The organism is Streptomyces sp. AA4, from assembly GCF_000158875.1.
GTDB lineage: Bacteria > Actinomycetota > Actinomycetes > Mycobacteriales > Pseudonocardiaceae > Amycolatopsis.
In genome coordinates this window covers 228,176-241,278 of sequence record NZ_GG657748.1, presented here as the reverse complement: position 1 = coordinate 241,278, position 13,103 = coordinate 228,176, and the positions used below count along the sequence as shown (strand labels likewise).

Annotated in this window: 13 protein-coding genes; 9 read left to right on the top strand and 4 right to left on the bottom strand. The window is 69.2% G+C overall.

Going from position 1 to position 13,103, the window contains the following annotated elements:
- The first annotated feature begins 198 nt into the window (after window positions 1-198).
- The gene (locus SSMG_RS47875; protein ID WP_353611833.1) at window positions 199-897 is read left to right on the top strand and encodes a DUF4158 domain-containing protein; all 699 of its coding nucleotides are present in this window, start codon (window positions 199-201) and stop codon (window positions 895-897) included.
- Here the strand turns inward: SSMG_RS47875 and SSMG_RS41450 are convergent.
- Window positions 794-1,186 carry a hypothetical protein gene (locus tag SSMG_RS41450; protein ID WP_009086416.1) on the bottom strand — a complete coding sequence of 131 codons (393 nt, stop codon included), beginning with the start codon at window positions 1,184-1,186 and terminating at the stop codon, window positions 794-796. The genes SSMG_RS47875 and SSMG_RS41450 overlap by 104 nt on opposite strands.
- Before the next feature lie 308 nt (window positions 1,187-1,494).
- Between SSMG_RS41450 and SSMG_RS41445 the strand changes: the two genes are divergently transcribed.
- The gene (locus SSMG_RS41445) at window positions 1,495-1,947 is read left to right on the top strand and encodes a hypothetical protein (protein ID WP_037719282.1); all 453 of its coding nucleotides are present in this window, start codon (window positions 1,495-1,497) and stop codon (window positions 1,945-1,947) included.
- 113 nt (window positions 1,948-2,060) lie between these two features.
- Here SSMG_RS41445 and SSMG_RS41440 read toward each other — a convergent pair whose 3' ends face one another.
- Window positions 2,061-2,303 (bottom strand): hypothetical protein, encoded by a 243-nt coding sequence (locus tag SSMG_RS41440; protein ID WP_037719280.1) that lies wholly within the window; start codon window positions 2,301-2,303, stop codon window positions 2,061-2,063.
- A gap of 204 nt (window positions 2,304-2,507) precedes the next feature.
- Between SSMG_RS41440 and SSMG_RS41435 the strand changes: the two genes are divergently transcribed.
- Complete coding sequence (locus tag SSMG_RS41435; protein WP_158688167.1) at window positions 2,508-3,725, top strand: hypothetical protein; 1,218 nt, start codon at window positions 2,508-2,510, stop codon at window positions 3,723-3,725.
- Window positions 3,726-3,764: 39 nt separating this feature from the next.
- On the opposite strand, the gene SSMG_RS41430 is transcribed toward SSMG_RS41435, so the two are convergent.
- Window positions 3,765-4,022: a hypothetical protein gene (locus SSMG_RS41430; protein WP_037719276.1), complete on the bottom strand. Its 258-nt coding sequence runs from the start codon at window positions 4,020-4,022 to the stop codon at window positions 3,765-3,767.
- An 836-nt stretch (window positions 4,023-4,858) separates the two neighbouring features.
- Here SSMG_RS41430 and SSMG_RS41425 point away from each other — a divergent pair.
- The 6 genes from SSMG_RS41425 (at window position 4,859) to SSMG_RS41400 (ending at window position 11,840) form a co-directional block, all read left to right on the top strand.
- Window positions 4,859-6,097 carry an MFS transporter gene (locus SSMG_RS41425; RefSeq protein ID WP_286157113.1) on the top strand — a complete coding sequence of 413 codons (1,239 nt, stop codon included), beginning with the start codon at window positions 4,859-4,861 and terminating at the stop codon, window positions 6,095-6,097.
- A 406-nt stretch (window positions 6,098-6,503) separates the two neighbouring features.
- Complete coding sequence (locus tag SSMG_RS41420; RefSeq protein ID WP_353611831.1) at window positions 6,504-7,634, top strand: Glu/Leu/Phe/Val dehydrogenase dimerization domain-containing protein; 1,131 nt, start codon at window positions 6,504-6,506, stop codon at window positions 7,632-7,634.
- A 75-nt stretch (window positions 7,635-7,709) separates the two neighbouring features.
- Window positions 7,710-8,561, top strand: coding sequence for a CoA ester lyase (locus tag SSMG_RS41415; protein ID WP_009086404.1), 852 nt, complete (start codon window positions 7,710-7,712; stop codon window positions 8,559-8,561).
- Between the two features lie 68 nt (window positions 8,562-8,629).
- The gene (locus SSMG_RS41410) at window positions 8,630-9,160 is read left to right on the top strand and encodes a MaoC family dehydratase (protein WP_009086403.1); all 531 of its coding nucleotides are present in this window, start codon (window positions 8,630-8,632) and stop codon (window positions 9,158-9,160) included.
- 57 nt (window positions 9,161-9,217) lie between these two features.
- Complete coding sequence (locus SSMG_RS41405) at window positions 9,218-10,435, top strand: hypothetical protein (protein WP_009086402.1); 1,218 nt, start codon at window positions 9,218-9,220, stop codon at window positions 10,433-10,435.
- Between the two features lie 118 nt (window positions 10,436-10,553).
- The gene (locus SSMG_RS41400; RefSeq protein ID WP_199786468.1) at window positions 10,554-11,840 is read left to right on the top strand and encodes a KamA family radical SAM protein; all 1,287 of its coding nucleotides are present in this window, start codon (window positions 10,554-10,556) and stop codon (window positions 11,838-11,840) included.
- A gap of 1 nt (window position 11,841) precedes the next feature.
- On the opposite strand, the gene SSMG_RS41395 is transcribed toward SSMG_RS41400, so the two are convergent.
- Window positions 11,842-13,077: a pyridoxal phosphate-dependent aminotransferase gene (locus SSMG_RS41395; RefSeq protein ID WP_037719489.1), complete on the bottom strand. Its 1,236-nt coding sequence runs from the start codon at window positions 13,075-13,077 to the stop codon at window positions 11,842-11,844.
- Between the last annotated feature and the right edge of the window lie 26 nt (window positions 13,078-13,103).

Here is a 13,103-nt window from a genome sequence, read left to right as displayed (position 1 = left end):
GGTGCGGGCGCCGAGCCAGGTCGTGTCGGGGGCCAGCCGGGATACGAGCGAAAGGGCGCAATGTGCACCCGAATCTGCTGGTCAGGGAGACATGCTCAGAGATTCGCGACCTGCCTGGGTGATCAGTTCGGTGTAGCAAAACCCGCGCGGCAACGGACTGCGCGTGCTGGATAGGCTCCGCTGCGTTACGTCGGCTTGGTGCTCGGGGTCTGGGTTGTGACGGCGATCGATCGGACCGCGTATCCGCGGTTCAAGAGGGTGGTTCCCGCTCGGGAGCTGGCTGAGGCGTTCACGCCGACAGTCCCCGAGGTCGCGTGGGCGCGGGAGAAAACGCAGAACGATCAGCATCTGCTGGCCATGGTGGTGTGGCTGAAGTCGTATCAGCGGCTGGGGTATTTCCCGAAGCTGGCCGAGGTCCCCGCGGTGGTGGTCGAGCACGTGCGCGGCCTGCTGGAGCTGCCCGGCGAGGTGAGGGCGGTGAAGTCGAAGATGGTCGCCCTCGACCCGGCGTTCGACCCGCTCAACTACGAGGGCTGCCGCAGCTTCCGCGATTTCCTCGCCCGGCTCGGCCACCGCGTGCGCACCGTCGGCCGCTCCGGGGGGTGTCCTTATGTGGTTGTCAAGCCGCTGCAGGGGCGGCCATCGAGCCCGCGCCAGGGTCGTACTGGGCGATGCACGAAATCGTGCAGCGCAGCCCGGAGGAAGTTCGCCGCGGCGAGGCACCCGCCTACGTCCGGCGGATCCGCTGATCCTGTACGGGCTGCTGCGCGGCTTCCTCAAGCCCGCCCGGCGCTCACTTGTTCGGCATTCGCCGTGCGAGGCGAGCCAGCGTCGTCCTCGACAGCTCCACTTCAAGGGGGCGGTGTTTCGGCAGGTACTTCAGCTGGCTCGGGTTGATCCGCAGCACCAGCTCAATGTGTTCGCCGTGCTCGTCGTCCGAGATGTCTGCGGATTCGATCTCGCCTGAGACCGCATCCGAGTGGCCAACGATGTTGAACCCCAGCGCGCCTTGTTCCTTCTCCAGCGCCGCGAGCAGGGCGTCCGGCCATCCGGCGGCGGCGTGCATCACCACGTTGACCGTGGCGCTACGGCGGCTCGCATCTTCCGCGCGGATCGCGGCCAGGGCAGTAGTCCAGTTCTCGCCCGTCTCCTTCATGCGGGCGACGACGCGCTTGTCTCGGGCCACGGGACGTTCCTCTCGGTGATGGTGCGAGCACAGCTTCGGCCGCGCAGTGATTCATGATGCCGCACCGGCGTCGGAGCTGATGCACAGCTGTTCGCCACCGAGCACAGGCGCTTCCGCGGCGTCCGCGCCGACCAGGCCGGGGCCCCGGTAGCATCCGCCGAAAATCGGCGGATATGCCTGACCAGCGCAGTCAGGCATATCCGCCCGATTTTTCCCGAGTGCTACGGGGACCCCGGGGGCGACATCACCCTCGCCCTGATCGACCCGCCCGCCGCCAGTCAACCGCCACAACCAGGAGGAACGACCTCGTGACCAGCGACGACGACTGGGTCTACCACGGCTGCACCCCCGAAGAGGGAGATCGCCGGATCGACGTGGAGACCTCGGCCAGCGGACCGACACAACGGGAATCGGCGACTGTGCTGCGACGGCTCCGACCGCAGATCAGCAGCATGGAGGGGCACACCTTCGGGTGGGGCTACAACGGCAACGGGACCAGCGTCGCGGCCGCGGCGATCCTCACCGACCTCCTGGAGCTGCCGGCGGATCTGTGGTGGGGAACCATGAGCACCCGCGGCGAGGACACGACCCTGGTCGGCCTGCGCGAAGCCCTGTGCCGCGAAGTGCTCGTCGATGCCGCCGACGAATGGCGGCTCTCGCGGATCGCGCTCCTGCGCTGGACCTGCGGCTGGTACACCCTCAACCACCTCGGCCCCTACCCCGCCGTGGTGGCCGGGATCCGGCCCGGTTTCCGGCGGTAACCCACCGGCCGGGCAAGATGTCGATCGCTCCGGGCACCAGGCCCCGGGGCGGGTGGGTGTCCCCGGCGGGCGCCGCAACTCGGCGAGCGCCGGGGACCTGCCCGCACTCCAGCTCAGTCGTCGTCTTCGGGCGGGTTGAGGACCAGGTCACGCAGCCGGTCGAGTCCGTCGCGGCTGAGCGTGCGGATCTCGGCGAGCCGGTACTGGATCTCCAGGTCCTTGCGGGGCCAGGCGAAGTCGTGGTCCTCACGGTGGCTGTAGCCGGGCTCGCCGCCGCCGGCGGGTTCGGGCTCCCACTCGTAAATATCCCCGGTGTCCAGGTCGATCAGGTCCGGGTGCGCCACGTCTGCGGTCATGACCGCCAGCGTGGCATCCGGGACCGACAGAACCCGGAAGGCACCCAGGCGGGTCGACCGGTTCGATGCCGATCGCGACCGCGCCGTGAAATCATCGCGCCGGGCGGTCCGCGACCTGCTGCGCAACCCGGTGCCCGTCTGCGCGGGGTCTGCTTTCGCTACGGTGGACGGACACGCTCGGTAAGGGGATGTGACTGTGTCGTGGTGAACGTTGCGGCGGCGGATCTCGCCGGGGAGCCCTGGACCGCGCCGGAACCGGCGGAACTGCCGGAGTGGCGCGCGCGGCTGCGCGAGTACTACGGCACACAGGCCGGGATGCAGGGCCTGTGCACCGCGATCAATTCCGGCCAGGCGACGTTGCTGCCGGTCGTGCCCGGGACCGAAGAGTTCAGCCCCGGCGTGATCGCCGCGCAGCTGCTGGGGAGGTTGGAGGCCGAGACCCTCGGCGGGGCCGAGCTGTACTACGCCACCGCGGACATGACGTCGCTGGCGCTGGCGGCCGCGTCGACGCCTCCGGCCGAGAAGGCGACCGCGCGTCGCCTGCCTTCGCCCGCCGGGCTGCTGCTGTTCGAGCAGCCGATCGGCGGCTACGCCGAAAGACTCGACACCCTGGTCGGCGGAGCCTCGTTCGACGGCAACGGCGAGGTGGAGATCACCACGCCGATCGTGGCGGTGTCCTGGTCCTCCTGGACACCGGGAGACATTGTGGTCGAGGGAACGCGGCCGCGGTGGCTCTGCCAGACCAAGTCGGGTTTCGAGCAGGTCCCCGACGATTTCGAGGGAATCCGGCTGACGTTCTACGCCTCGGGCGAAAACAAGTTCGCCACCCTGCCCGACGACGTCCGCGTCGCGACCGGCCCGGACGGCCGGGCGGTCTCCGTCGGCGACATGCGCCGGTTCCGCGCCGAACACGGCTTCGCTCTGCCTCCTCTGGTCTGGGACAACGAATGCCTGCTCCGCTACGGCGCGGGCTTCGCCGTTCCGGAGCCCGACACCACCGACGCATGGACCCAGGTCGTCTACACCGCCTGGCAGCTGATCGGCCAGTCCGGGACCAAGAACCCGCTGACAGAAACCGAGGAGCTGCCCCGGTCCCGCGCCGGCCGCCGCCGCGACGAACGCAACGGCATCACCGCCGGCCCCGGCGTGCGGATCGTGCGGGTGCACTCGGCGCACCGGCCCAGCCGGGCCGCGGCCGAGCAGGACGCCGCCGCCTCGACCGGCCGCAGCGCCCCGAACTGGTCCTGCCGCTGGCCGGTCGCGCCCTACCGGCGCAACACCTGCCTCAACCCCCGCGGCCACGCCGGGGGCGACTGCGAACACGAAGAGAAAATCGTGCCCGCCCACATCAAAGGCCCGCCCGACAAGCCGTTGCGCATCACCGACACCGTCCATCTCTGGGACCGCCAACCCGAGCCCTGACCGGCTCCTGCTCAAGACACAGCCTGCCGGCGCGGAAATTCAACGGCCCTCCGGCAGATCCCGTGGGCTGCCGGTGCCGTCGGGAGCCTGTTCGCCCGCCGGCGGTGCGGCCGGACCAGCGGCGTCGGCACGGGCGAGCACGTCGAACTCCTCGAGGAGCCGCGCGGCCTCCGCGACCCGGGCACGGGTGGTGCGGGCCAGCTGGCGCAGGACGTCGCGCGCGGCGACTTCGGCGACGATGCCGTCCGGGGTGCTGGCCAGGCTCTCGGCCTCCCAATTCTGGGTCGCGGTCGTCACCCCGGCGACGGTGCAGGTGGCGTGGAATTCCCAGCGGTCGTCGTGGCGCTGGTTCGCGGTGACGGCGAACGACTTCCCGGCCGCCAGTGCCGTTTGGCGGCCAACCGGTCCCGGTCGCGCATGCGGTGCTGAACACGGCGGCCGCCGAGGGCCCGGACACCGCGGCGTTCCTCGCCCGCCTGCATGGATCGGTCGATCACCGCGCCTCTGGTTCGACGCGGAGCACGTCGCGTGGTTCACCGCGCTGCTGGCCGGCGGACGTGTCGCCGGGATTCTCCGCGGAGGAGCGGGTTGGGAAGCCGTCGCCGACGACCTCGACGCGGCCTACGGCCCCGTCGTCATGAGCAGCAGCCAGGGCCGCGGACTTCCCGGCTCAGCGTTGGCCCGCTCACCGCGAAGCGCCCGCACATCGCGAAGTACGTGCGCGAGCTGACCGAGTGCCCCGAGCCAGGCGAGCGGAGCGTCCTTGTGCTGGATTCTGGCTCGGTGCTGCCGAACGCGACGATCCGGCGGCGTCTGGTTGCGCTTCCGTCGAAGCTGGGCGGTCTGGGGGAGGGGTTTGGCCTCGGCGTTCTTGAGCGCTGCTTGGCCGAGCCGCGGGCCTGCTCGCTTGGCATGGCGACCGAGACCGCCCTGGCCTGCGTGCGCAGGCTGAATTGCCATCCGATCGCGGGGAGCGTATCCCTGCGTCAACGCGAATCGGATAGCGGTTGGGCTGCAAGCGGATAGCCGGGGGAAGAGGGATGCGATAACCAAGGACGGTGCCAGCGGACTCGGGTAGCGAAGCGCAGTCATGTCCCTCGTCCGATGACGCGGCGGTTGAGCAGCTTGCCGCGGTGCCGAAGGGCGACATGTTTGCGTCTCTGTGGATCCGCAACTACCGGCTGTTCTTTGTCGGGCAGGTCGTTTCCAATGTCGGCACCTGGATGCAGCGAATCGCTCAGGACTGGCTGGTGTTCCAGCTGTCGGGGCACGACGCGGTTGCGTTAGGCGTTGCGGTCGCGCTCCAGTTCGCGCCGACTGTGTTGCTGTCGCTGTGGGCGGGTGTGCTCGCCGATCGGGCGGACAAACGCAGGTTGTGCATCGCGGTACAAAGCGGAATTGCCTTGCAGGCCGGCGTGCTGGGACTGCTGGACGTAAGTGGAGCAGTGGGGCTGTGGCACGTCTACGTGCTGTGTTTCGTGCTCGGGACGTTCAGCGCGCTCGATGTTCCCGCGCGGCAGGCGTTTGTGGCCGAGATAGTCGGGGACGCGTTGATCCCGAACGCGGTCGCGCTCAACTATTCGGTGTTCAACTTGGCTCGCATAGTTGGGCCCGCGATGGCCGGGTTCGGAATTACGTGGGTGGGAACGGGGTGGATGTTCTTCGCGAACGCGGTGAGCACGTCGGCTGTGGTCGCCGGGCTGGCGCTCATGGAGCCGGGCAAGCTGTTCCGTGCCTCGGCCGCAGGGCGGGCCAAAGGACAGGTGCGAGAAGGTCTCCGCTACGTGCGTGGGCGGAGAGACCTGATCGCAGTGCTGCTGCTCGTGTTTTTCGTCAGCACGTTCGGCAACACGTTCGCAACCTCGCTCGCAGTGGTCGCAGGCAATGTATTCGGAACTCAGGCTGACGGATACGGGCTGCTGTCAACGCTGCTGGCGGTGGGTACGTTCGCCGGCTCGCTGTTATCGGCACGCCGCGGCACCCGAAGTTCGCCTCGGGTGCGCGTGATGCTGCTTGCCGCAGCGGGATTCGGCGCCGCCGAGGTCGTGGTCTCGTTCATGCCGACGTACGTTGCGTTCGGCATCGCGCTCGTGCCCGTGGGCTTGGCCAGCGTCACCTTCCTCAACACTGCCCTGTCGCTCGTGCAAGCCCGCTGCGGTCCGGAGATGCGCGGGCGTGTCATGGGGTTCTACGTGCTCGCCCAACTCGGCGGTTATCCTGCCGCCGGTCCGATGGTGGGGTGGATGGCCGAGATGTTCGGAGGGCGGTCACCGCTCTGCATCGGTGGGGCTGTCTCGATCATCGCGGCGCTGGCGTGCGCGGCCATGCTGAGCCGCCACGGCGCGATCCGCTCAGACCTCGCCAGCAGATAGCTGCCCCGCCGCTGAAACGATCGGGCGATGTTGCAGCCTCCGCCCCGGCCCTAAACCCGACCCGGCGACGTGAGGCACGGGCTCGCTCCGCCGTCCGGCCGATTGCCCGCCCGCGCGGAGATTTCCCTCTCGCGCACGCGGGCATCGTCGTGTTCGCCCCGGCGGGTGGTTCCCGTGTCGCCACCCCGCCGCGCGTCCCTCGCATACTGGATAGAACCGCGACGGCGAGTGGATTGTCCGCCTCCTGCGGACGTCCTAGCGTTGGCCATGCATCGACCGGGACGAGCTGCGTTCCCTTGTCGCCTCGGGCGTGATCACGAGCAGGCGAGGGTCCCGTGCGCGCCATCAGAGCGGATGCGCCTCGGGATCCCCTTTCGCGCGGCGGGCGCCGCAAGCGGAATCCGGCGTGCACGACGAGCTGGTGCCGACAGGCCAATCCGATTCCATTGGGGGAGGACTTTCGATGCTTCCGGAATTCTTCGACAAAATCGGGCACGAGAACATCGTTTTTCATCACGACTCCCGTGCCGGGCTCAAGGCGATCATCGCGGTGTACTCGACCGCGTTGGGGCCCGCGCTCGGCGGTGTCAGGTTCCATGCGTATTCCAGTGCCGAAAACGCCCTGTCGGACGCACTGCGCCTGTCGCAAGCGATGGCGTACAAGAACGCCCTCGCCGGCCTCGCGCTCGGCGGCGGCAAGGCCGTGATCATCGGCGATCCCGCCAGCGACAAGACCGACGCGCTGTGGCGTGCGTACGGGCGGGTGGTGAACTCGCTGCGCGGCAGCTACATCACCGCCCCCGATTCGGGCACGACTGCAACCGACATGGACGCGATCGCCCGTGACTGTTCGTACGTGGCAGGCCGTTCGCGGGAGAACAGCGGCACCGGCGATCCCTCGCCGGCCACGGCCTACGGGGTGTTCCGCGCGATGGTGGCCTGTGCGGAACATGTGTGGGGGTCCCCGTCGCTCGCGGGTCGCCGGGTCGGCGTCGCGGGCGTGGGCAAGGTCGGAACGGCTCTGGTCAAAAGGCTGTTGCAGGGCGGCGCGTCCGTCGTGGTCAGCGACATCAGCGACCGCGCCGTCGAGGCCGTGCGACGGGATCACCCCGAGGTGGACGTCGCCGTGGACACCGAAGCGCTGGCCAGCGCCGATCTGGACGTGTACGCGCCGTGCGCACTGGGCGGAGCGCTGGACGCCCACGCGGTAGCTCGCCTGCGTGCCCGGGTGGTGTGCGGCGCAGCCAACAACCAACTCGCGCACGACTCCGTCGCCGACGACCTGCACGCGCAGCGGGTGCTCTACGCCCCTGACTATGTCGTCAACGCGGGAGGAGTGATCCACGCAGCACAGGAGCTCGCCGGTCTGAACCGTGAACGCGAGGCGGCCGTGCGAGTAGGCCGGATCTACGAAACGACCGCCGAGATCCTGTGTCAGGCCGCCGAAGACGATGTCCCGCCGCTAAAAGTGGCCCAGCAGCGGGCCGACGAACGAATCCGCAGCGCCGAGACGGCGACCGCAGCCGTCCGAGGTTGACCGTCCGGAACAGGTGAAACGACCCGCCACGGTTCGTCTCGAATCGCACGATGAGAGAAAGGGCAGGAATATCCCATGACCAATCCTGACGTAGTTTCGCGCGCGCGGTCCTTGCTGGCGGTACCGGGGCACAGACCCGACCGGTTCGCGAAGGCGGTGGCCAGCGGCGCCGACCTCGTCATGCTCGACCTCGAGGACTCCGTGGGACCCGCGCTGAAAGACCAAGCGCGCGACAACGTCGACGAGTGGCTTTCCGGGCGAGACGCCGACACCTGCGTGGTGCGCATCAACGACGCGTCAACACCCTGGCACCGCGCGGACCTGGCCATGCTCGCGCGCCACCACACGGTCGTGATGGTCCCGAAAATCACCCAGGCCCGCGATGTGGTCACGGTGGTGCGGCATCTGGGAGCGGGCGCCCGCCTGATCGCGATCCTGGAGACCGCGGCCGCCATCCTGCACGCCGAGGAGATCTCCGGTGCGCCGGGCGTGGTGCGGACCATTTTCGGCAACGCCGACCTGGGCAGCGAACTCGCCGTGGATCCGGCCGACGGCCGGCCGTTCGGCTACGCCCGGTCCGCTGTGGTCCTGGCCGCGGCGGCCAATCACCTGCCGCAACCGCTCGACGGCGCCACCGTCGCCCTGGAAGACACCGACGCCGTGGCCGAGGACTCGCGGCGCGCCGCGGCTCTGGGCTTCGGGGGCAAAGCGTGTCTGCACCCCCGGCAGGTCGCCGTGGTCAACGACATCTTCACGCCCAGCCCGGAAGTCCTCGCCTGGGCGCGCGACGTGCTCGCCTCCACCGAGGACGGATCAGTCGTACGGCTGAACGGCGAAATCGTCGGCAAACCGATCCTCGACCGTGCGCGCCGAATCCTCGCCATGCAGCCGCCTGCCGAGGCCAAGGCGCTCGCGCCGGCCCCCTGACGTCCTCGGCACACCGACGCGACCAGCAACAACACCTTTCGTATCGATCCGGATGGAGGTGCCCGGCTGTGATCAGGCAGGGCTGGCGGGGAAGGTTTTACGAGGATTTCGAGGTGGGCGACGTGTATCAGCATCCGTTGGGGCGGACGGTGACCGAGACCGACAACACCTGGTTCACGCTGCTGACGATGAACACGGCGCAGATCCATTTCAACAACGCGGCCGGCGAGGCCAGCGAGTTCGGGCGGTGCCTGGTGAACTCGACCCTGACGCTGGCGATCGTGGCGGGGCAGAGCGTGATCGACACCAGCTTCAACGCCATCGCCAACCTCGGCTGGGAAGACATCAAGCTCACCCGCCCCGTGTTCGCCGGCGACACGCTCTACTCCGAAACCACGGTGCTGAACAAGCGCGAATCCCGCAGCCGCCCGCACGCCGGGCTGGTGCAGGTGACAACCCGCGGCCTCAACCAGGACGGCGAACAAGTGCTCTCCTACACCCGCACCTTCCTCGTCCACAAGAGCGCGCACGTCGCGAAACCGGGACCGTTCCCCGCCCTCCCGACCGCGCCGCGCGCCGAGGCGTCCACCACCGCGTGAGCGCCGGGCGCGTTCCGGCTCGACCGACCCCCATTCGCTTTCGAAACGGGACTCACGTTGACAGTTCTCGAACGCTACTTGGACAACATCGAACTGGGCGGCTTGGGCACACCCCGGGCGCAGGTCGCGCGGTTCCACGGCCACCTCGACACCGACGCGCTCGCATCCGCGTACCGCGACCTGTGCGACGCGCACCCCATTCTGCGCTCCCGTGTCATCGCAGACCCGGCCGGGCAGCTGCTGTCGGCAGCGGACCGGAACCCGCCGCCGATTCGCGTCCGCGACGGCGGGGACGATGTCCTCGACCGCGAGGCCCGCCGCCCGTGGGATCCCGCGCAAGGGGTCGCTGAGCTGTTGCTCATCCGCGGCCAGGAGTCTGGATACCTGGTGTTGCGTGCCGACATCGGGGTCGTCGACGGGCGCGGCTGGACGGCGTTGTATTACGAGCTCTGGCACCGCTACACCGCGATCGTCACCGGCTCGACACCACAGGCCCGCACGAGAGGGTCGTTGCCTGCCTCTCCGGCCGAGCTCGCAGCGCAACGCTGGAGCGGGCCGCCGGTGAGCGCACCCTCCAATATGGACCGAGCGCCGATCGTGCAGCTCGACGACCGGCTGAGCCCGGCGGAGACCCGCGGCATCGTCGCCGCGGCCCGCGCCCGCGGCATATCGGTAACCGGCCTGGTGACCGGGATCGTGCTGATCAGCCTGCGCACGTTCGGCACGCCGGTCGCCGGGCCGGCGGCCATGGTGTGCTTGACGGCGGTGGATCTGCGGCAGCGGGTGACACCGCCGGTCGCCGCGACCGAGACCTCGAAGTTCGTGGCCTGGCACCGAGCCGACCTCCAGGTCGCCCATGACTCCGACCCGGCCGCTCTCGGACACACAGTGAAACGCAACCTCGAACAAGGAATCGCCAGCAGACAGCTGCCGCTGGGCTACCCGTCGCTGAGCGTGGAGACGCCACTTGAGCAACGGCTGGCCAAGGTGGTCGTGAGCAACATCGGGGTCGTGCCCGACATCGAACATCCTCCCGATGTCAGGATCACCGGCTGGTCGCGCATCATCCCGTTCAACCGGCCCTATCCGCTCTTCGGGGTGTACACGTTTCTCGATCGGCTCCACCTGATTGCGGCGTACCCGGCCACATTGTTCTCCCGCGTCGACGCTGCCGCGCTGACCTACGACGTGACTACCCGCTTGCGGGCGATCGCAGACCCCTTCACGGGGCTGGGCAGCCGCATCGAAACCGCAGCGTCCTCGGCGCACCGCTAGGCGCGTCGTGCCGCGCTGCCCAATGCCCGCGAAGACACGGCCGTCCCGCGGGAGCCGGGCGGCTCGCACGCATCCATTTCCCTCGCGTTTGCACGGAAGGCAGACAGTGCCACCACAGATGACAACGATTCCGGGAAGCCGATTGTCCGGAATCCCGCAGGTTCGCAGCCTGGGTCCCGACATCCGCCGCGACATCTCCGTGGTGTCGTCGGTGTTGCCGTTCAAGGTGAACAACTATGTCGTCGACGAGCTGATCGATTGGTCGGCCGTCCCGGACGATCCGATCTTCCGGTTGACGTTCCCGCACAAGGACATGCTGCCCGCCGACATGTACGACGAGGTCGCGGCATTGCAGGCGCGCGGCCTGCGCCCGGCCGAGCTGCGGCGGGCCGTGGCGCCGATGCGGGAGCGGCTCAACCCCCACCCCGGGGACCAGTTGACCAAAAACGTTCCGCAGGACGGCAGTGGTGTGGTGCGCGGGCTTCAGCACAAATACGCCGAGACCGTCCTCGTGTTCCCCTCCCACGGGCAGACCTGTCACGCTTACTGCGGCTATTGCTTCCGGTGGGCGCAATTCGTGGGGATGCCCGGTCTCAAACAGCAGGTCGACGACAACGACCGCATCGTCGACTACCTCCGCTCCCATCGCGAGGTCTCGGATGTGCTGTTCACCGGCGGCGATCCGATGATCATGACGACCGACGTTCTTCGTCAGTATGTCGAGCCGCTGCTGGGGCCGGGGTTCGAGCACCTGCGGAACTTCCGTTTCGGCACCAAGGCCTTGTCGTACTGGCCCTACCGTTTCACCACCGATCCCGACTCCGACGATCTGCTGCGGCTGTTCGAGCAGATCGTCGGCTCCGGCCGCCACGTCGCGGTCATGGCTCATTTCTCGCATGCCCGCGAACTCGGCACCGACGCGGTCGCCCGGGCGATGCGCCGAATCCGCGACACCGGAGCGGTCGTCCGCGTCCAGGCGCCGATCGTCCGCCACGTCAACGACAACGCGCCGGCCTGGGCGGAGATGTGGCGCCAGAGTGTCCGCCTGGGCGCGGTGCCCTACTACATGTTCGTCGAACGCGACACCGGCGCCCGCGAGTACTTCGCCCTGCCGCTGGCGCAGGTGGTGGACATCTACCGCGACGCGTTCAAGCAGGTCTCGGGACTGGAACGCACGGCACGGGGCCCCGTGATGTCCGCCTCGCCAGGCAAGGTGGCTCTGGACGGGGTAGCCGACATCTGGGGATCCAAGGCATTCGTATGCCGGTTCCTGCAGTGCCGGGATCCGGACATGGTGGGCCGGCCGTTTTTCGCGGAATTCAGCGACACCGCCACCTGGTTCGACGACTTGCGTCCCATGCAGGGAAGCGAGGGCTTTCCCGCGCATCAGGTTGCCGCGGTCTAGGTCAGCCGCGCGTGGGCGCGGCGATCGAGTGCAGGTCCTGAAACGCCTCGCGCAGCTGCGTCAGCGACTCCTGGATCCAGGGCAGCCGGAGGGGGTCGGGGGCACGCAGCGCCGCCCACCGCTCGGTGTCGGTGTCTCCGTAAAGGAGGCTGGTGGCCGCGCGGAACCGCAACGCGGCGGGGTCGTCGCCGAACTCGACGCCGGGCAGGACGGCGACCCCGAAGCGTTCCAGCAGGAGGCTGGCCAGGTCGGCGCCGGTGGTGACGCGGGGACGCAAGACCTCGAAGTCGGGGTAGAGGTAGAACGGGCCCTGGGAGCCGGGGCAGGCAGCGCCCGCCTCCTGGAACAGCGCCTGCACGGCGCCGGAGACCGCGGCGTGCAGACGGCGGGCTGCCTGGATGTGCGCGGTGACCGGCGCGGGCTCATCGAGGGCGTAGGCCGCGACGTGCTGCATCGGCGCCGCCAGCCCGGACCACACTTCACTGGCGATTCCGATGACCGCCTCCCGCAGCGACGAATCCGGAATACGGGCGAACCCGATCCGGTAGCCGCCCAGGGCGAGGTTCTTCGACAGTCCCGTGGTGACGATCGTGCGCTCGGGCAGCAGCTCGGCGGGGCTGGTGAACGGCTCGGACGTGAGGTCGCGGTAGATCTCATCGGAGATGACGACCAGTCCGTTGTCGCGCGCGATCCGGGTGACTTCGGCGAGCTGCTCCCTCGAGGGCAGCCGCCCGGTCGGGTTGTCCGGCACGGTCAGCACCATGACGCCCGGGGAGCGCCCCGCTGCCCGGGCCTGGTCCAGCGCCGCGGGCAGCCGGTCCGGATCCGGCAGGCCCCCGCCGCCCGGGGGCACCGGGACCTGGATCACGGCTTTCCCTGCCAGCGCTGCTTGCGCGGCGTAGCTCACCCAGGCTGGCTGCGGAAGCACGACATCGCCGGAAATGGCCGCCAACAATGCGTACAGCAGCGGCTTGCTGCCCGGTGCGAACACGACGTGGTCGGGCGTGCTCGGCTGGCGCCGCCGCGTCAGGTAGCCGGCGGCGGCGGCCCGGGCCTGCGGAGTGCCGGCGACCGGGGCGTAGGAATTCGCGGTGGCCGAGCCGGCCAGCACGGCGGCGATCTCGGGGAGCACCGGCAGCCCTGCCTCGCCGAAACCCAGGTGGACGACCTTGCCGCCGGCGGCGCGGCGCTCCTGGATCCGGTCGTTGATCGCCAGCGTCGCCGAATGCTGCGGCATCGACACCAGACACCTCCTGAGGCGTG